This is a genomic window from Variovorax defluvii, assembly GCF_039541515.1.
Classification (GTDB): Bacteria; Pseudomonadota; Gammaproteobacteria; order Burkholderiales; family Burkholderiaceae_C; genus Variovorax; species Variovorax defluvii.
The window spans coordinates 51,168-69,749 of the sequence record NZ_BAABGJ010000019.1 but is presented as its reverse complement, the minus strand read 5'-3'; the positions used below and the strand labels follow the sequence as shown (position 1 = coordinate 69,749).

Sequence of the window (18,582 nt, the reverse complement as noted above, 5' to 3'; positions counted from 1 at the left end):
GCGTCTCGCTTGGCGCAAAGTCTCCCACCGGCTTCCGGGACCTCCAATACGCCATATGGTGGACAGACGAAGGTGCAGGCTACTTGACGACCAGGCCCTTCAGCGAGGGATCGGCCGGCGGCAGCGCAAGCTTCATGTCGCGCAGCGTGCTCACCAGGAGTTGCGCGATCATCAGGTTGCGATGGCGCTTGCTGTCGGCCGGGATCACATGCCACGGCGCGTGGCTGCTGGAAGTGCTGCACAGGGCCTGCTCGTAGGCACGCTGGTAGGCGTCCCACTTCTCGCGGACCTGGAGATCGTCCATCTGGAACTTCCAGCGCTTGTCGGGCTCGTCGATGCGTGCCTGCAGGCGTTCGCGCTGCTCCTTCTTGCTGATGTGCAACATGCACTTGACGACCGTCGTCCCCGTTTCGACCAACAGCCGCTCGAAATCCTGGATCTGCGCATAACGTCGCCGGACTTCGTCCTCGTCGATCCAACCCTCGACCCAGGGCACCAGCACGTCCTCGTAATGGCTGCGGTTCCACACCATGATCTCGCCGCTGCGCGGCACGACGGCATGGCAGCGCCACAGGTAGTCGTGGGCGCGCTCGTTGTCGTTCGGCGCCTTGAAGGCGTTGACCCGCACGCCCAGGGGCGAGGTGCGCGAGAACACCCAGCGGATGGTGCCGTCCTTGCCGCTGGTGTCCATGCCCTGCAGCACCAGCAGCAGCTTGCGCCGGCCTTCGGCGTGCAGCAGGTTCTGCAGTTCATCGAGTTCTTCGGCCAGCGCGTCGAGTTGCGCGCCTTGCGACGCCTCGTCGCCTTCGAGGAAAGGGGATTCGCCGGGATCGACGTCCGCCAGCTTGAACTTCTTGCCGACGCGGTACTTCTTGAAGCTGGGCATGCAGTGCTCCTGGCTGATGGCACAGCGAAGAGGGTACGCGAGTTCAGTCGGTGTCGTTGTCGTCGAGCGACGCGCTCCAGCGGTCGCCCCAGTCGGAGCGCCGGGCCTGGTCCAGGTCGCGGCGGTCGCGCTTGGTGGGCCGGCCCTGCTCGATGCTCAGGGCCGGCTCGCTGCCCATGCGGCGCCGCTCGCGCGCGGCGGCCTGCGCGGCCAGGCTTTCGGGTGTCTCTTCATAGAGCTGCTGCGCCAGCGGGGCGGGCCCTCGCTGGGCGCTCAGGCCACGCACGTTGACGATGCGCTCCAGCCCGCCCCCGAGGCGGATCGCGACCCGGTCGCCGGCCTTCACCTCGCGCGAGGCCTTGGCCACCTCGCCGTTGATCTGGATGCGGTTCTTGCCGATCTCCTCCGCGGCCAGCGTGCGCGTCTTGTAGAAGCGCGCGGCCCAGAGCCATTTGTCGATGCGCAGTCGGTCCATGGAAGCTTGTTCAGTCGATCAGCGATTGTCCTTCGCCAGCGGCAGGTGCACCACGGCATCGAGCCCTTGCCTTCGTCCGCCGGCTTCCCGGTTGTCGAGCGCGATGCGGCCGCCCAGGGCGAGCACGATCTCGCGGCAGATGGCCAGCCCCAGGCCGGAGCCGCTGCCGGGGTCGCCGGCGGCAAAGGGGGCGAACAGGCGCTGGCGCAGTTCTTCCGAGATGCCGGGCCCGTCGTCGCTGACGACGAAGAGGGCCTGGCCGTCTTCGACCACCACGCGCACTGCCAGCGCGCCGCCCTGCGGGCTGTGCTTGATGGCGTTGTGCAGCAGGTTGCGTGCGAGCTCCTGGAGCATCCATTGATGCGCGCGCACCGGGACCGGCACGCCCGCCACCGAGAGCTCCACGTCCAGCGCCTTGTCCGCCATCAGCGGGGACAGGTCGAGCGCGATGCGGCGCACCGCCTCGCCCAGGTCCAGCGTCTGCGATTCGGGCTGCTGCCGCAACTGCTCGACCTTGGCCAGCGACAGCATCTGGTTGGCGAGCGTGGTGGCCCGTTCCACCGTGGCGCTGATCTCCGTGAGCGCCTCCTCGTGCGGCACGTCGCCGCGGCGCGCGGATTGCACCTGGGCTTTGAGCACCGCCAGCGGCGTGCGCAGCTGGTGGGCGCTGTCGCGCACGAAGCGCTTCTGGTGGTCCAGCAGGCGCTGCAGCCGGCCCATGACGCGGGTGGTGGCATCGACCAGCGGGCGCAGCTCGCGGGGTGCGTCCGGCGCGTCGATGGGAGAGAGGTCGTCGGCCGCGCGCCCCTCGATCAGCTCGCCCAGCCGGCGCACCGGCTGGGTCGCACGCTGCACCACGAACACCGTGACGCCGCCGATCACGCCCAGCAGCACCAGTTGCCGCCAGAGCATGTCCACGAGCAGCTTGCGCACCAGCGTCTCGCGCAGCTCCAGGGTCTCGGCCACCTGCACCACCGCCATGCCGCGCCCGCGTGCACTGGCGACCGGCTGCAGCAATACAGCCACCCGCACCGGCTCCCCGCGGAAGCGGGCGTCGTAGAAATCGACCAGCGCGGCGTAGGGCGGCCGGTCGGGCAGCTTGCCGCGCCAGAAGGGCAGCTCGGCGAAGCCGGAGATCATCTCCCCGTCGAGCGCCGAGACGCGGTAGTAGATGCGGCTCTGGTTGTCGGCCTCGAAAGCCTCCAGCGCGGAGTAAGGCACGATCGCGCGCAGCGTGGCCAGCTCGTCGTAGCCTTCCACGTCGAGCTGTTCACCGATGGTCTTGGCCGAGGCCAGCAGGGTGCGGTCGTAGGCCGTGGTCGCCGCCGACAGGCTCTGGCGGTACAGGCTCACGCTGTTGATCACGATGAACAGCGCGACCGGCGCGAGGATGCCGACCAGCAGCCGGGCCCGCAACGAGGCGGCACGGATCATCGGCCACCTTCGCCAGCGCTCGTGCACCGCGCAGCGGCCTCGCGGATCATGCTTCCTCGCGCAGCAGATAGCCCAGGCCGCGCAGCGTCATCAGTGCCGCGCCGGTGCCGGCGAGCTTCTTGCGCAGCCGGTACACCACCACTTCGATCGCCTCGTACTGCACCTCGGTCTCGCCGGGAAAGACCAGCTCGAACAAACGCTCCTTGGCCACCGCGTGGCCGGGCTTCATCATCAGCGCCTTCAGCAGCGCGAGCTCGCGCGGCGTGAGCTCCATCACCTCGCTGCGGTGGTAGATGGCGCCGCTGTGGGGCTCGTAGCGCAGGCCACCCACCTGCTGCGGGCTGTGGGCCGACTCCGGAGCCGCGTTCTGGTTGCGGCGGTGCAGGGCGCGGATGCGCGCCTCCAGTTCGTCCAGGTCGAAGGGCTTGGGCAGGTAGTCGTCGGCGCCGGTGTTGAGGCCGATCACGCGGTCGCCGACCGTGCCGCGCGCGGTCAGCAGCAGCACCGGCGTGCGCAGGCCTTCGGCGCGCGCGCGGGCCAGCACCTGCAGACCGTCCAGGTTCGGCAGGCTGAGGTCGAGCGCCACCACGTCGGGTTCGAGAGCGCGCCACAGCGCCAGCGCCTCGGCCCCGTCGCCGCACAGGCGCACGTCGATCATGCGGCGGCCCAGGGTGCGTTGCAGGGTGGTTTGCATGGAGGGGTCGTCTTCGACCAGCAACAGCTTCATCGCCGGAATTTCGGTGTTTACCCCAGTGTGCCGGACAGCCAACTGACAGCGGGGCGGCGCATCATAGCGGCGTTCCGCTTCCAATGATCCCCAAAAGGAGACACGCATGCGTCGAGATACCTTCCTGAAGTCCATGGCCGCGCTGGCCGCTACCGGTGCCCTGCCGCTGTCGGCCTGGGCGGCCCCCAACATCAAGATGATGATCCCGGCCAACCCGGGCGGAGGCTGGGACACCACCGGGCGGGCGCTGGGCAAGGCCATGACCGACGGCAAGCTCGCCGACACCGTGACCTACGACAACAAGGGCGGCGCCGCCGGCGCGCTGGGCCTGGCGCAGTTCGTCAACGGTTCCAAGGGCGACCCCAACGCGATGATGGTGATGGGCGCCGTGATGCTGGGCGGCATCATCACCGGCAAGCCGCCGGTGGACCTGTCCAAGGCCACGCCCCTGGCGCGCCTGACCAGCGAGTACAACGTCTTCGTGCTGCCGGCGAGCTCGCCCCTGAAGAGCATGGCCGACGTGGTCGAGCAGCTCAAGAAGGACCCGGGCAGCGTCAAGTGGGGCGGCGGCTCGCGCGGCTCCACCGAGCACATCGCCGCGGCCATGATCGCGCAGAAGGTCGGCGTCGATCCCTCCAAGATCAACTACGTCGCCTTCCGCGGAGGCGGCGAGGCCACGGCGGCCATCCTGGGCGGCAACGTCACGGTCGGCGGCAGCGGCTACAGCGAGTTCGCCGAGTACATCAAGACCGGCAAGATGAAGGCCATCGCCGTCACCTCGGCGCAGCGTCTGCCCGGCATCGACGTGCCCACGCTCAAGGAGCAGAAGATCGACGTCGAGATCGGCAACTGGCGCGGCGTGTACGGCGCGCCCGGCATCACGCCCGAGCAGCGCAAGGCGCTGATCGACCTGGTCCTGGCCGCCATCAAGACCCCGGCGTGGACAGAGGCCATGAAGAAGAACGACTGGACGCCCGCCGTGCTGTCGGGCGATGCCTTCTCCAAGTTCGTCGACGAGGAATTCGCGAGCCTGCGCGCGACCATGCACAAGTCCGGCATGGTCTGACCGGGGCACGACACGCCGGAGCGGCGGTGCGCCGGGATGAGGCGCGCGCCGTTCCTTTCGCCAACCATCACGTCCACGCGCCTCCCCGTGCCTGGACATGCGAGCACACGCGAGGTCCAGAACAATGACCAACACCGACCCCACGCAGAGTGGGTTTGCGCAACTCGATCCCGAGCCGCTCAAGGCCGCCGTGTGGCCGCAGACGCTGGTGGGCGTCGGCGTGCTGTTCACCGGGCTGGCGCTGGCCTATGGCGCGACCTTCATCTCCTCCGAGGCCGGCTACGGCGGCGTCGGCCCCAACTTCCTGCCCTGGGTGGTCTCGATCGCGCTGACCATCTGCGGCGCCTGGATCATCTGGGAATCCCGCACCGGGGGCTTTCGAGAAATGGAAGCCTCCGATGGCGAACCCTGCTATTGGAGCGGCTTCGTGTGGGTTTCGGCCGGGCTGCTGCTCAATGCGGCGCTGATCACCATCATCGGCTTCATCCTCAGCTGCACCCTGTGCTACCTGCTCGCGGTGCAGGGCCTGCGGCGCTCCAAGGGGCAGGCCGGCGTCAATGCGCCGCGCACCTGGGTGACGGACATCATCACCGGCTTGCTGATCTCGGCGCCCGTGTACTGGATGTTCACCAAGTTCCTGGCCATCAACCTGCCGGGCCTCACCGGCTCCGGATGGATCTGAAGCAGGAGCGAGTGACATGGAAATTTTTCAAGCATTGATCCAGGGCTTCGCGGCGGCCATCACGCCTGCGAACCTGATGTGGTGCCTGGTGGGCTGCGCCCTTGGCACGGCGGTGGGCGTGCTGCCCGGTATCGGACCGGCGGTTGCGGTGGCGATGCTGCTGCCCATCACCGGCAAGGTGGACATCACTGCCTCGATGATCTTCTTTTCCGGCATCTACTACGGTGCGATGTACGGCGGCTCCACCACCTCCATCCTGCTGAACACGCCGGGCGAGACGGCCAGCATGGTGACGGCGATGGAAGGCAACAAGATGGCCAAGAGCGGGCGCGCCGGCGCCGCGCTGGCCACCGCGGCGATCGGCTCCTTCGTTGCCGGCAGCATCGCCACCGTGGTCGTCACGCTGTTCGCGCCTTTCGTCGCCGACTTCGCCGTCAAGCTGGGGCCGCCGGAGTACTTCCTGCTGATGCTGCTGGCCTTCACGACCGTGAGCGCGGTGCTCGGCAAGAGCACCCTGCGCGGGCTGACGGCGCTGTTCATCGGCCTGGCGGTCGGTTGCATCGGGCTGGACCAGATCTCGGGCCAGGGCCGCTACACCGGCGGCATCTCGGAACTGCTCGACGGCATCGAGATCGTGTTGGTCGCGGTCGGCCTGTTCGCCGTGTCGGAGGTGCTTTACGCGGTGTTGTATGAGGGCCGCGTGGTCGAAACACAGAACAAGCTCAGCCGCGTGCACATGACGGCGCGCGACTGGAGGCGCTCCATCCCCGCCTGGTTGCGCGGCACGGCCATCGGCACGCCCTTCGGCTGCATCCCGGCCGGCGGCACCGAGATCCCCACTTTCCTGAGCTACGCCATGGAAAAGAAGCTGGTCAAGGAGCCGGCCGAACGGGCCGAGTTCGGCACCAAGGGCGCGATCGAGGGCGTGGCGGGTCCGGAGGCGGCCAACAACGCCACCGTCACCGCCGCGCTGATCCCGCTGCTGACACTGGGCATCCCGACCTCCAACACCACCGCCATCCTGCTGGGCGCCTTCCAGAACTACGGCATCCAGCCGGGGCCGCAGTTGTTCACCACCTCGGCCGCGCTGGTCTGGGCGCTGATCGCTTCGCTGTACATCGGCAATGTCATGCTGCTGGTGCTCAACCTGCCGATGGTGGGCCTGTGGGTCAAGCTGCTGAAGATCCCGAAGCCGCAGCTCTATGCCGGCATCCTGATCTTCTCCACCGTGGGCGCCTACGGCATGCGCCAGAGTTCCTTCGACCTGGTGCTGCTCTACGTGATCGGCGTGCTGGGCGTGATCATGCGCCGCTTCGACTTCCCCACCGCACCGGTGGTGGTGGGCATGATCCTGGGGCCGCTGGCCGAGGCGCAACTGCGCAACGCGATGTCGATCGGCGAGGGCAGCGCGGCGGTGTTCTTCCAGCGGCCGATGTCGGTGGTGCTCATCCTCGTCGTGCTGGCGGTGTTGGTGCTGCCGCGCCTGGCCAGGCGCATGAGCGAGCGGAAGCTGCGCGCTGCCGCGGCGGGTTGAGCCTTCCGCGGCGGCGGCGCCTGCATCCTCATTCGCTGGCCGGCGTGCCCGACATGCTCGCCGTGTGCGCGGCCTCGCGGCCGCCGCGTTCGATGCGCGCGACTTCCGCCGGGTACTCCGGCCCGTTGCGCATGCGCTGGTACATCGCCATCCGTGCGCGGTTGTCGGCGCGCATCGGGTCATAGCCTTCGCGATACGCGGTCTGTCCGAGGCCGGCGCGCAGCCACAGGTTCAGGTCGGCCAGCGTCTCGGCGCGGCTCACCGCTCCGGTCGGCGCATCGGCCGGGCCGACGCGCAGTTCCTGCGGCGTCCTGGCGTTCATTGCGGCCGACGCCACGTAGCCGGCCATCACGTCGGAGCGGCTGGCCATGCCGGCGGTGGTGGGAAGCGGTGCGCCGACCCAGGCTTCCGCGGGCACCGTCTGGGCCGATGCGAAGCCGGCCCATGCGACCAGCGAGACAGCAAGAACTTGCTTGGCATTCATGATGATTTCTCCTGAGCGGGTGGTGTCGTCGTGGGCACTGCGAGGATTGCCGTTCCCACGGATGCCAATGTCTCGCAAGCAGTGCCGCGAGGCTGTGCGTTTGCGCACGCCTTTCCCCAAGAGGCGCAAGTCGAGGGCGTTGGCGACCCGGGCGCTCAGAGTTCGACCGTGGTCATCGCCGTGCCTTTCGCGCACCTTCGGTACGACGCAGGACAGGCGGCGGACGCACGTATGGCACCCCGCTTGATCAACAATCGCGCCATGGACGACAGCAACGACAACGCCGCCCCGGAGGCCCGCCTCGTGCGGGCGCACGGCCGGGTGCAAGGCGTGGGCTTTCGCGAGAACTGCGTGCGCTACGCGCGCCGCAACGGCGTCGCGGGCTGGGTGCGCAATCGCCATGACGGCTCGGTCGAGGCGCTGCTGCAGGGGTCGGTGCTGCAACTCGAGCGGATGTGCGTCTGGCTGCGCAGCGGCGTGCCGGGCGCGCGGGTCGATGCGCTGGAGGTGGAGGCGGCGGCGGTGCCGTCGCCGCAGCTGGAAGGCTTCGAGCGGCTGCCGACGATGTAGGCGACGCAGTGCCTCAGGCCGAAAAGTGCATCACCCCGTCTTCCAGCGCCCCGAAGCGAAGGCTCAGCAAGTCGGCCACGTAGTTCTGGTTCAGCTTCCAGGGCTTGTGCAGGCCCTGCCTGGGCAGCATGTCCAGCGCCCGCTGTAAATACCCGGAGGAAAAATCGGTCCAGGCCGCCGTGGGCATGGACGGATCGCTCGCCTGCGGCACGCAGCGGCGTGCGCCGGTGCGCCGCATGTGCCGCAGCAGGCGGCAAACGAAGACGGCGGCCAGGTCCGCCTTCAGGGTCCAGGAGGCATTGGTATAGCCGAAGATCGACACCAGGTTCGGAACGCCTGCGTACATCAGGCCCTTGTAGCTGATCAATTGGCCCGAGACCAGGCGGCGGCCGTCGACGCGGACCTCGAGCGAATCCATCGACTTCAGCTTCAGGCCGGTGGCGGTGACCACCAGGTCCGCCGGCAGTGCCGTGCCGCCCGCCAGCTTCAGGCCCTTCTCGGTGAAGCGCTCGATCCGGTCGGTCACGATGCTGACGCGCCCCGCGCGGATGGCCTTGAAGAGGTCGCCGTCGGGCACCAGGCACAGGCGCTGCTCCCAGGGGTCATAGCGCGGCGTGAAGTGCGTGGCGACGTCGTAGCCGGGGCCGAGCTGGCGCTGCACCATGCGCGTGATCATCGAGCGTGCAAACTTCGGACGGCGCCGGCATAGGCGGAAGACGAACATGGCGAGCAGCACGTTCTTCCAGCGGGCCATCGCATGGCCCGCGCGGCTGCCCGCCACGCGCTGCAGCCAGCGCGCGAGCGTATCCGTAGTTGGGCTGGACACCATGTAGCTCGGAGAGCGCTGCAGCATGGTGACGTGCGCGGCCCGCTCGGCCAGCGCAGGCACCAGCGTCACGGCAGTGGCCCCACTGCCGATCACGACCACTCGCTTGCCGGCGTAGTCGATGTCTTCATCCCAGTGCTGCGGATGCACGATCCGGCCTTGAAAGTCGGCGCGGCCCACGAATTCGGGCGTATAGCCCTCGGCATCGTCGTAGTAGCCGACGCACATCAGCAGAAAAGTGCAGCGCATGCGCAGCGGGTCCTGGGCTTCGCGCTCGATTTCCACCGTCCATGCGGCCTCCTCGGAAGACCAGTCCGCGCGGCGCAGGCGGTGCCCGTAACGAATCAGCTTGTCGATGCCATGCTCGCGCGCGGTGTCGCGGAGGTACTGGAGGATGGTGGGGCCAGCGGCCACGGATTTCTCGTCGGTCCAGGGGCGGAAGGAATAGCCCAGCGTGTACATGTCCGAATCGGAGCGCACGCCGGGGTAGCGGAACAGGTTCCAGGTGCCGCCGAGCGACTGGCGTGCCTCGACGATGGCGAAGCTGCGATCCGGGCACCGCCGTTTCAGATGGCAGGCGGCGCCGATGCCGGACAGGCCGGCGCCCACGATCAGCACGTCGACGAACTCTTCGTTCATTCGCTGTCTCCCTGCCGCCGCGCCTAGCGGTAGCGCTCGCGTGCGAGGCGCGCGCCTTCAGCCAGCGCCTGCAGCTTCTTCAGCGCAAGCTCGCGGTCCATCGGCGCCAGTCCGCAGTTGGTGCAGGGCAGGAGCCGGTCCTTGGGCACGTAGCGCAGCGCTTCGCCGATGGTGTCGGCGATCTGCTCGGGCGTTTCCACCACGTCGCTGGCGACATCGATCACGCCGACCATGACGTCCTTGCCCTCCAGCAAGGCCATCAACTGCGCCGGCACGTGCGAGTGGAAGCATTCGAGGCTGACTTGGTCGATGCGGCTCTTGGCGAGGGCCGGGAACACGGCTTCGTACTGCCGCCACTCCTCGCCGAGCGACGCCTTCCAGTCGATGTTGGCCTGGATGCCGTAGCCGTAGCAGATGTGGACCGCGGTGGTGCAGCGAAGCCCTTGCGCGGCGCGCTCCAGCGCGCGCACGCCCCAGTCGGCCGCGTCCTTCATGTAGACGTTGAAGGCCGGCTCGTCGAACTGGATGACGTCGATGCCGTCGCTCTCGAGCGCCAGCGCCTCCTGGTTCAGCAGTTCGGCGAAGGCCATGGCGAGGGTGACGCGTTCGCCGTAGTGCTGGTCGGCCACCGTATCCACGATGGTCATCGGCCCAGGCAATGTGAACTTGGTGCGGCGCTGCGTGTGGGCGCGCAGCAGGCGCGCCTCGGCCTCGTGCACCCGCCCCTTGAGTCGCAGCGGCCCGACGACCTGCGGCACCATCGCGTCGTAGCGGTTGTCGCGGATGCCCATCCTCACCCGGTGCTCGAAGTCGATGCCCTCGACCTGTTCCAGGAAGCCGTGAACGAAATGCTGGCGCGACTGCTCGCCGTCGCCGATCACGTCGAGGCCGGCATCTTCCTGGGCCTTGATCCACAGCAGGGTCGCATCGGCCTTCGCCTGCGCGAGGTCGGCGCCTTCGGCCTTCCAGGCCGGCCAGAGCTTGCGGGTTTCGGCGAGCCATGCGGGCTTCGGAAGGCTGCCGGCGATGGCGGTGCTGAAGAGGGGAGCGGACATGGAAGAACCTCGCGGGGATGAGGTCGCGAGGGTAAGCCATTTCCGGATGTGCGGCATCGGGAGGCCGATGGCACGGGAAAGTCGCAAGGTGCGTGGCCTCAGGCCAGTTCGTGTATGGAAACGTCGGGCTCGGCGTCTTCAGCCATCGCCGCCTTCATCAGCCCGAGGGCAGCCTGTGCCCGTTGCGCGTGTTCGCGCAACGCATGCGCCACGGCGCGTGCCGGACTGCGGTTCGGCTCGAAGAAATGGACGGCGTACATCAGCCGGGCAGTCGCGGGGTCCAGCGCGAAGACACCCGTGGTCTTGCTGCCGCTGAGCAGGTTCAGGTGCATCAGGCCCAGCAGCGCGAGGAGCGGCTCGTCCTCGGGCAGCGCGCCCATGTCGAAATGCAGGATCAGGCGATTGGGGTCGCGTTGCGCATCGTGGATGAAGCTCACGGGCACATCGTCGATCACCGTGTGGCGCAGGTCGGCGAGCAGATACTCGTCGGTGTGGCCCAACTCGGCGGCGATGGCGACCAGCAGGGTGCGGAGTTCGAATTCGTTCATGGGCGGCGCCGATTCACAGCCTATCTTCCGAAGGGTGGTGGGCCGAGCCTGGCGATGCCGATCTCACCCGCGCTCTCAGTTCACGCAAGAGGACTTCGCGCAGTTCCGCCAGGATGCCGGCTTCGCCCGTCTCCATGTACTGGGTCGTCGCCAATCGCTGCAGCAGGTCGTTCGCAAGAAGCAATCGACGATGGAGGGGGATGGCGTGGTCCGCCAGGGCGCTCTCGATCAGCGGCATCACGATCTTCAAGTCCCGGTAGAAGGCCTTGTGGCCATTGGGCCGAAAGGGCATGAAGAGAATGTCGACGATCTTGAGCTTGTCGTCCGCCTCCAACTGGCTGAAGGCCGAAAGGAGCCAGCTTGCGCGAATCCGGGACATGTCCAGGCGTGCGGTGCTCATACCGGCGTGGAGGCGCTGTGCATTGAGTGCTCGCATGTACCGGACCAGCAATCGCTCGAGCCTGATGCTCGGATTCTCGAATGGCATCTCGACCTGGGGGGGCTGCAGGCTGCGTTGCAGCCCCTCCAGCAGATCGACGTTCGACGGCCACAAGAGTGAGTCGCTGCCTTCCAGGCGGGACACCACCGCCTCGACCAGTTCGGGCGATGCCGTTTCGGGAGCGTTCAGAAAGGCTGCGGCTTGGTTCACGAAAGGCAGAAAGTCTTCGAGCTTGGCATCCTGGCGCGTCATCTCGTCCAGGGCTTTCAACGCGGCGACCTGTAGCTCAGAGCTGGTCGGAAAGCCTATCGCCAGTTCTGCCCAGAACGAGGCGCGCAGTCGCGTCGGCAGGGACTCGACCGAATCGAGTGCCGAGATGAGTTGCCTGATGAATGGGGGGATGTGGTTGTCGGTGAATCCGAAGCGGCGAATGATGGCGCTCAGTGCAGACAACGCAATGTAGTGAGGATCGATGAACATCCCATGGTGGGAGTCCAGCGTTTGCCCCTTGGTGAGCTTGAACAGCTCCCTGACCATGGTCATGAATTTGTCTGTGCCAGTGCTCCAGAACAGGCGTTGAATGAGAAGGTCCGTGCGCGCCTTCTGTGCAAGGGGCCAGCACTGCAGCCTGACGTCCGAGGGGCCATGGACCAGCGCCGTGAGGGCACCGGGATCCCACGTGTCGCGAAGCTGATTGCCCAGGCAATTCAGGTTGCGCAACCATCTGATCGAGGCTGCGCTCGCGACATAGGCGGGATGGTCGCGCATTCGGCCCTGCAGCGCCATGCTGGCGCACGTCAGACCGAAGCACCGGCGAGCGGCTTCACTGAGCGTCTTGTCGTCTTGCCTGGCCTCTGGACTGACCGGCGATCTGACGAGGCGATCGATGATCAGGTTGCCGACGTCATGGCAGAGCAACTGCTCGAAGGGAGCGTGGGTCTGTCCCTGGGCAACGGCGATGATCTGGCCGCTTCTCAATGGGGGGGGTCTGTCGTTGATGAGGATGATCTGCTGCCCGGGGCGGTCAGGAATATTGCTCGCATTCGGTTGCGACGCGGGTCCTGACAGGCTCGTGCCGTCAGGCACTGTCGGCATTTCGACGTCGCTGTCGGTCGTGCCGGCGGCGACCCGCGAAGCAGTTGCATCCGTAGAGTGCAAGGGGGGCGTCGGCGCCAGGAGCGGGGTGGGCAAGGGTGTATCCAGCCGACGCTCTGGCGCGTCGGGAAGCTGAGCATCTTGGCCGGCGGTCCTGGGCTTTTTGGAAGTGCTCTCGGTATCGGAACGTGTGAATCGCTTGCCAGGGAGGCGCGCTGAGGTGGTGAACTGCATGTTGGACGACGTCTCTGACGGATTTGTGCAGCACTGGGTAACTCCGTCAGGACCCTGGTTCCTTCATGCGGGTGTGCCGACTCAGAGCTGTTGCAGGGGTCAGCCACAGATCGCAGGAGGCGAGCGTGTCACGGATCTCATCGCCGACGTGATTGCGCGTTCGCAGCCATCTGATTGAGGCTCTTCGGAGGGTCGGTTCATCGAACCGGACCGAAGTCATTGGCTGCATTCGGTTCGCCGGAAAGACTCGCGTGCAATACATGAAGCTCGTAGGTCTCCAGTGCCTTCTCGTTCGATGTCTCTTTCAATCGATCCAGAAGCTTCCTTGCAAGTGCCAATCGCATCTGGAGAGGCAAGGCATTGTCCGTCAGGGCGCTCCTGATCATGGGCAGGAAGGTTTGCACGTCCAGGTAGAAGAAGTCCTCGCCGTCTTCATCGGAGGTGTCCACGGGGACGTCGACGATCTTGAGCTTGTCATCCATGTCCAGTTGGCTGAATGGCAGCAGGAGAAGGCGGACGGGAATTCGGCGCATCTGTTCGCGCGCTTTGTGCAACAGACGGGTGTGCAGCGCATTGAAGGCTTGCATGTACTGCGACAGCAATGGTTGAAGCCGAGTGCGCTGAACCTCGGACAGCCCTTGGCCTTCACGCGCATGGACGAGCCCGGCGAGCGCGACCAGCAGCTCGACGCTCAAGGGGCTCAATGGTGTGCCGCTTTCCAGCAGATAAGTGATCATCGCTTCTCTGTGTTCATGCGGTGCCTCCTGTGGCTTCATCAAAAAGGCCATCGCTTGCTCGAAGAACTCCCCGAAGTGGGAGAGCTCGGCGTGCTCGTCGATCAACTTGCGAAGAACGTTCGACGCGTCCTGCCGTCGCCGAGGTTCACGGTGGCTGACTGTCAGTTCTGCCCAGAACTTCGCGCGGTGCCGAGGTGATGGCGAGAAGAGTGAATCGAACTCCTCGACGATCCGATCGATGATCTGGAAGGTGGGCAGACTGGCGAATCCGAGGGGGCGCACGATGGTGCCGAGCGCAGACGATGCGATGCACCGAGGATCGATGAACATGCGCGCGTTGGTGTCCGGTGTGTCGCCGCCGCTCAGCTTGAACAACTCGCTCAGCAAGGTCTTGAATTCGTCTGCGCTGGCGTGGTGGTAGAGCCGCTCAACAAGCATGGCGGTGCGCGTCTCCGGTGCGCTGGGCCAGTCCCGCAGCCTCACGTCGAAATGCGCGTGGATCAGCCTCCCGAGGGCGCTGGCACGATGTTCCGGGTCGCGGATCCGAGCGGCGATGTGATTCAGCGCACGCAGCCATTGGATCGAGGCATGGTGCGGATGAACGAGCACTTTCCCGCGCAGCGCCCGGCTGACGCACGCCAAAGAGGCGTACAGGCGAGCAGCCCGGTCGAGGGGTGCATCATCATGGGAACACACGGGATGGAGCGCCCCTGCAGCGTGATCCATGATCCGGCTGGCGACGTCATGGCTCAGCAGATCTTCCAGGGACTTCGTCCGCGGCAGGGCCGCGGCGACCGGCGGAATGTCCAATGGAAGAGATGACGCGTCCGGATGTTCGGCGCCTTTGTCGGCGGTCCTGGGCTTCTTGGTCGGTGGCTCGACAGCAGATCTCGTGAACGGGTGAAAGCTCGCTGCGGTGGGCTGCATGTGGGACGAAGTCTCTGGCGAATTTGCGCCGCTTTGTGTAACTCCGTCAGTTCCCAGGTTCCACCGCCGCGAAGTGCGACCTCAGCCCCGGCTCTTCGACGCCGGCCAGGCCTGCTGACAGAACAGGCATTCCGTCCGCAGCCCTTGTGCAGCAAGGCCTGCCGGGCTTGTTCAGGCAGTTGTCCACAAGCTTGTCCCCCTTTGCCGGGGACAGTTTGCAGGCCCGCATCAACTCAGCAGGTCATGCAGCGTGCGCGCCACCACCTTGGTCGCACGGCGCAGGTCTTCCAGCACCACGCGCTCGTCGCTGCGCTTGGCATGCGATTCGAGCACGGTGCGCGGCCCGGCGCCGTAGATCACGCCGGGGATGCCGGCCTCGACGTACAGCCGCACGTCGGTGTAGAGCGGCGTGCCCATGGCCCTGATCGGCTCGCCGAAGATCTGCTGGCCATGCTTCTGGATCGCGTCGACCAGCGGCTTGTTGCCGGGCAGCGGCCTCATCGAGTTGGCCAGCAGGATGCGGCGGATCTCGACCGAGATGCCTGGGCATTGCTCGGCCGCATCGGTGATCACCTTTCGGATGGTGGCCTCGACCTCGGCCGGGTTCTCCTCCGGGATCATGCGGCGGTCGAGCTTGAAGCTGACCTTGCCGGGCACGACGTTGGTGTTGGTGCCGCCCTCGATGCGGCCGACGTTCAGGTAAGGGTGCGTGATGCCCTCGACCTTGGACCTGACCTGCTGGTAGAGCGTGTTCTGCGCGTAGAGCGCATTGAGGATGTGCACCGCGCCCTGCAGCGCATCGACGCCGGTGCTGGGCACGGCGGCATGGGCCATCTTGCCGTGCACCGTCACTTCCATCTGCAGGCAGCCGTTGTGGGCCGTCACGACCTCGTAGCTGAAGCCGGCGGCGATCATGAGGTCGGGCTTCGTCAGCCCGTTCTTCAGCAGCCAGCCCGGGCCCAGGATGCCGCCGAACTCCTCGTCGTAGGTGAAGTGCAGCTCGATGCCGCCCCGGGTCGGCCTCGCCACTTCTTCCAATGCGCGCAGGGCGAAGGTGAAGGTCGCGAAGTCACTCTTGCTGACCGCGGCGGCGCGGCCGTAGAGGCGGCCGTCCTCGATCTCGCCGCCGTAGGGATCGTGCGTCCAGCCCTCGCCCGGGGGCACCACGTCGCCGTGCGCGTTCAGCGCGACGGTGCGGCCGCCGTCGCCGTACTTGCGGCGCACGATCAGGTTGGTGATCGACTCCAGGCCGTAGTCCTTCACTTCCTGCGCGGGCACGGCGTGTTTCTCGGCCTCGAAGCCGAAGGCTTCCAGCAGCTCGGCCGTGCGCTCGGCGTGGGGCGCGTTGTTGCCGGGCGGCGTGTCGGTGGGCACGCGAACCAACTGCTGGAGGAAGCGCACCTCCTCGTCGAAGTGGGCATCGATCCAGGCGTCGATCCGGTCGTAGTCGGTGCTCGTGGTCATGTCAGTGCGCCTTCTCGTTGGCCAGGTTGTCGAGCAGCAGTTGAAGGGCTTCCACCGCCAGCTGCATGTCGTTGTTGGTGCTCGATTCGAGCGGGTTGTGGCTGATGCCGGAATTGATGCCGCGCACGAAGAGCATGGCCTGCGGCATCACCTCGTGCAGCTTCATCGCGTCGTGGCCGGCGCCGCTGGGCATGCGCAAGAGCGGCACGCCCAACGCGTCGACCGCTTTCTCCCAGCGCTGCTGCCAGTCGGGCGCGCTCGGCGCGGCCGAGGCGCGCATGCTTTCCTCCAGCGTGTAGCGCAGGCCGCGCCGCTCGCAGATGGCCTTGAGCTCGGCGATCACGTCGGCGGCCAGCGCGTCGCGCTGCGGGTTGTCGGGGGCACGCAGGTCCAGGCTGAACTTGCACAGGCCGGGGACGACGTTGATGGAGCCGCTCGGCACTTCGAGCATGCCCACCGTGCCGACGGAGTCGCCGTCCTTCGCCGCGCGCTTTTCGACGAAGAGGATCAGCTCGGCCACGGCCGCGGCGGCGTCGCGCCGGCGGTCCATCGGGGTGGTGCCGGCGTGGCTGGCCATGCCGATCACCTCGCCGACGTAGCGCACGCCGCCGTTGATGGAGGTGACGATGCCCAGCGGGAGGTCGAGTTCGTTGAGCACCGGGCCCTGCTCGATGTGGACCTCGACGAAGCCCAGGTACTTCGACGGGTCGCGCTGCAGTTTGGGAATGTCCTCTTCCTTGAGGCCGGCGGCGGCGCGCGCCTCGCGCATGGTGATGCCGTCGGCGTCCTTCTGGTCCAGCCACTTCGGGTCGAAGTGGCCGGTCAGCGCGCCCGAACCCAGGAAGGTGGCCTTGTAGCGCTGGCCTTCCTCCTCGGCGAAGCCCACCACCTCGAAGGCGTAGGGCAGGCGGCGGTTCTGGCGCTTGAGTTCGCGCACGCAGGCGATGGGCACGAAGATGCCCAGGCGCCCGTCGTACTTGCCGCCGTTGCGCACGGTGTCGTAGTGCGAGCCGGTCAGCAGGGTCTTCGCATCGGGCCTGGCGCCCTTGCCGGGCAAGAAGCCTTCGGCCTCGTAGCGGCCGACCACGTTGCCCACCGCATCGATCTCGACGCTGTCGAAGCCGGCCTCGCGCATCCAGTTGGCGATCATCTGCGCGCAGGCGCGGTGCGCATCGGTCAGGTAGGTCACGGTGAGCTGGCCCTTCTCGGCATAGCCGGGGTCGGTGTGCGTCGCGAGCTGCTCCTGCCAGTCCCACACGTCGTTGCCCAGCTTGGGCGTGAGGCCGAACTTGTCGTCCAGCCGGATCTCGGCGATGCGGTGGATGTTGCGCAGCGCCTCGGCGCGCTCAAAGACCGGATGGTGCTGCACCCGGCGCTCGAAGGTGTCGATGATCTCGCGCTTGGACAGGCCCGTGCCGCGCGGCCCGCGCACCGCGAGGATGAAGGGGAATCCGAACTTCGCGTTGTAGTCGGCGTTGAGCTGCTGGATGCGGGCGAACTCCTCGGGCGTGCAGTCGGTCAGGCCGGCCTTGCCTTGCTCGTTGGTGGACTCCGCTGTCAGCGTCTTGCTGACCATGGCCTTGCCGGCGAGTTCGGGGTGGGCGCGGATCAGGCCCAGCTGTTCCTCGGCCGAGGCCTGCGCCACGGTCCGCACCAGCACGTGCTTGAGATGCGCCAGCGTGCGGAAGGGGCGCGCGGCGGCGGCGCGCTGCGCGATCCAGGGCGAGTGCTCATAGGTGCCGTCGAGCAGGGTGGCGACCTCGTCGGCCGAGGCTGCGTTCAGTTCTTCGATGCTGAGTGGCATGTCAGGCTCCCTTCGTCTCGGAGTAAGGATGGACTGCTTTCCAGTGGCGCGCGATGTCGAGCCGGCGGCAGACCCACACGCGGTCGTGCCTGGCGATGTGGTCCAGGAAGCGCTGCAGCGCCGTGATGCGGCCGGGGCGCCCGAGCAGGCGGCAGTGCATGCCGATGCTCATCATCTTGGGCGCCTCGTCGCCCTCGGCATAGAGCGCGTCGAAGCTGTCCTTCATGTACTGGAAGAAGGGGTCGGCATGCGAGTAGCCCTGGGGCAGGGCGAAGCGCATGTCGTTGCAGTCCAGCGTGTAGGGCACGATGAGCTGGGGTACCACGCTGCCGTCGGTCTTTTGCACTTTCATCCAGAAGGGCAGGTCGTCGCCGTAGTAGTCGCTGTCGTACTCGAAGCCGCCGTAATCAGCCACCAGGCGGCGGGTGCGGGGGCTGTCGCGGCCGGTGTACCAGCCCAGCGCGCGTTCGCCGGTGAGCTTCTCGATGGCTTCCATGCCCAGGCGCATGTGCTCGCGCTCGGCCGCTTCGTCCATGTTCTGGTAGTGAATCCAGCGCCAGCCGTGGCAGGCGATTTCGTGGCCCAGTTCCTTGAAGGCGGCGGTCAGCTCGGGATGGCGCTCCAGCGCCATGCCCACGCCGAAGACGGTGAGCGGCAGGCCGCGCTTCTCGAACTCCCGCAGGATGCGCCAGACGCCGGCGCGCGAGCCGTATTCGTAGATGCCCTCCATGCTGATGTGCCGCTCGGGGTAGCTCGCCGGATTGAACATCTCGGAGAGGAACTGCTCGGAGCCCGCGTCGCCGTGCAGCACGCAGTTCTCGCCGCCTTCCTCGTAATTGAGGACGAACTGCACCGCGATGCGAGCGCGGCCGGGCCATTGGGCATGGGGAGGGTTGCGCCCATAGCCGACCAGGTCGCGCGGATAGGGCTGGGTGGAGTCGTAGATGGTGCTCATG

Annotated in this window: 17 protein-coding genes; 4 read left to right on the top strand and 13 right to left on the bottom strand. The window is 67.0% G+C overall.

Annotated elements, in window-relative coordinates; all coding sequences use genetic code 11:
* Positions 1-79: 79 nt before the first annotated feature.
* The 4 genes from ABEA07_RS10920 to ABEA07_RS10905 are packed head-to-tail and all read right to left on the bottom strand — an operon-like array spanning position 80 to position 3,522.
* On the bottom strand, positions 80-886 hold the full coding sequence (locus ABEA07_RS10920; RefSeq protein WP_345537790.1) for a PPK2 family polyphosphate kinase: 807 nt from the start codon (positions 884-886) through the stop codon (positions 80-82).
* A gap of 43 nt (positions 887-929) precedes the next feature.
* Entirely contained in the window at positions 930-1,361 is a 432-nt protein-coding gene (locus ABEA07_RS10915) for an RNA-binding S4 domain-containing protein (protein ID WP_345537788.1), read from the bottom strand.
* Between the two features lie 18 nt (positions 1,362-1,379).
* On the bottom strand, positions 1,380-2,795 hold the full coding sequence (locus ABEA07_RS10910; protein WP_345537787.1) for a sensor histidine kinase: 1,416 nt from the start codon (positions 2,793-2,795) through the stop codon (positions 1,380-1,382).
* Between the two features lie 46 nt (positions 2,796-2,841).
* Positions 2,842-3,522, bottom strand: coding sequence for a response regulator (locus tag ABEA07_RS10905; RefSeq protein ID WP_345537785.1), 681 nt, complete (start codon positions 3,520-3,522; stop codon positions 2,842-2,844).
* A 106-nt stretch (positions 3,523-3,628) separates the two neighbouring features.
* Here ABEA07_RS10905 and ABEA07_RS10900 point away from each other — a divergent pair, with 106 nt between their 5' ends.
* From ABEA07_RS10900 to ABEA07_RS10890, 3 genes are all read left to right on the top strand, one after another.
* Complete coding sequence (locus ABEA07_RS10900; protein ID WP_345537783.1) at positions 3,629-4,588, top strand: Bug family tripartite tricarboxylate transporter substrate binding protein; 960 nt, start codon at positions 3,629-3,631, stop codon at positions 4,586-4,588.
* A gap of 124 nt (positions 4,589-4,712) precedes the next feature.
* Positions 4,713-5,270, top strand: coding sequence for a tripartite tricarboxylate transporter TctB family protein (locus tag ABEA07_RS10895; protein WP_345537781.1), 558 nt, complete (start codon positions 4,713-4,715; stop codon positions 5,268-5,270).
* Between the two features lie 16 nt (positions 5,271-5,286).
* The gene (locus ABEA07_RS10890; RefSeq protein WP_345537780.1) at positions 5,287-6,804 is read left to right on the top strand and encodes a tripartite tricarboxylate transporter permease; all 1,518 of its coding nucleotides are present in this window, start codon (positions 5,287-5,289) and stop codon (positions 6,802-6,804) included.
* A 28-nt stretch (positions 6,805-6,832) separates the two neighbouring features.
* Here ABEA07_RS10890 and ABEA07_RS10885 read toward each other — a convergent pair whose 3' ends face one another.
* Entirely contained in the window at positions 6,833-7,288 is a 456-nt protein-coding gene (locus ABEA07_RS10885) for a hypothetical protein (RefSeq protein WP_345537779.1), read from the bottom strand.
* A 261-nt stretch (positions 7,289-7,549) separates the two neighbouring features.
* Here ABEA07_RS10885 and ABEA07_RS10880 point away from each other — a divergent pair, with 261 nt between their 5' ends.
* Positions 7,550-7,858 (top strand): acylphosphatase, encoded by a 309-nt coding sequence (locus ABEA07_RS10880; RefSeq protein WP_345537778.1) that lies wholly within the window; start codon positions 7,550-7,552, stop codon positions 7,856-7,858.
* 13 nt (positions 7,859-7,871) lie between these two features.
* On the opposite strand, the gene ABEA07_RS10875 is transcribed toward ABEA07_RS10880, so the two are convergent.
* The 8 genes from ABEA07_RS10875 to puuE all read right to left on the bottom strand — a co-directional run bounded on the left by ABEA07_RS10875 (position 7,872) and on the right by puuE (position 18,581).
* Positions 7,872-9,323 carry a flavin-containing monooxygenase gene (locus ABEA07_RS10875; protein WP_345537776.1) on the bottom strand — a complete coding sequence of 484 codons (1,452 nt, stop codon included), beginning with the start codon at positions 9,321-9,323 and terminating at the stop codon, positions 7,872-7,874.
* 23 nt (positions 9,324-9,346) lie between these two features.
* Positions 9,347-10,378 carry a methionine synthase gene (locus tag ABEA07_RS10870; protein ID WP_345537774.1) on the bottom strand — a complete coding sequence of 344 codons (1,032 nt, stop codon included), beginning with the start codon at positions 10,376-10,378 and terminating at the stop codon, positions 9,347-9,349.
* A 98-nt stretch (positions 10,379-10,476) separates the two neighbouring features.
* Positions 10,477-10,926, bottom strand: coding sequence for a type III secretion system chaperone family protein (locus ABEA07_RS10865; protein ID WP_345537773.1), 450 nt, complete (start codon positions 10,924-10,926; stop codon positions 10,477-10,479).
* Positions 10,927-10,939: 13 nt separating this feature from the next.
* The gene (locus ABEA07_RS10860) at positions 10,940-12,694 is read right to left on the bottom strand and encodes a hypothetical protein (protein ID WP_345537772.1); all 1,755 of its coding nucleotides are present in this window, start codon (positions 12,692-12,694) and stop codon (positions 10,940-10,942) included.
* A 197-nt stretch (positions 12,695-12,891) separates the two neighbouring features.
* The gene (locus ABEA07_RS10855; protein WP_345537771.1) at positions 12,892-14,358 is read right to left on the bottom strand and encodes a hypothetical protein; all 1,467 of its coding nucleotides are present in this window, start codon (positions 14,356-14,358) and stop codon (positions 12,892-12,894) included.
* 228 nt (positions 14,359-14,586) lie between these two features.
* A complete protein-coding gene (locus tag ABEA07_RS10850; RefSeq protein ID WP_345537770.1) occupies positions 14,587-15,822 on the bottom strand; it encodes a M20 family metallopeptidase in 1,236 nt (411 codons plus the stop codon).
* A gap of 1 nt (position 15,823) precedes the next feature.
* A complete protein-coding gene (gene uraD / locus ABEA07_RS10845) occupies positions 15,824-17,626 on the bottom strand; it encodes a 2-oxo-4-hydroxy-4-carboxy-5-ureidoimidazoline decarboxylase (protein ID WP_345537769.1) in 1,803 nt (600 codons plus the stop codon).
* Between the two features lies 1 nt (position 17,627).
* On the bottom strand, positions 17,628-18,581 hold the full coding sequence (gene puuE, locus ABEA07_RS10840; protein ID WP_345537767.1) for an allantoinase PuuE: 954 nt from the start codon (positions 18,579-18,581) through the stop codon (positions 17,628-17,630).
* Position 18,582: the final 1 nt, after the last annotated feature.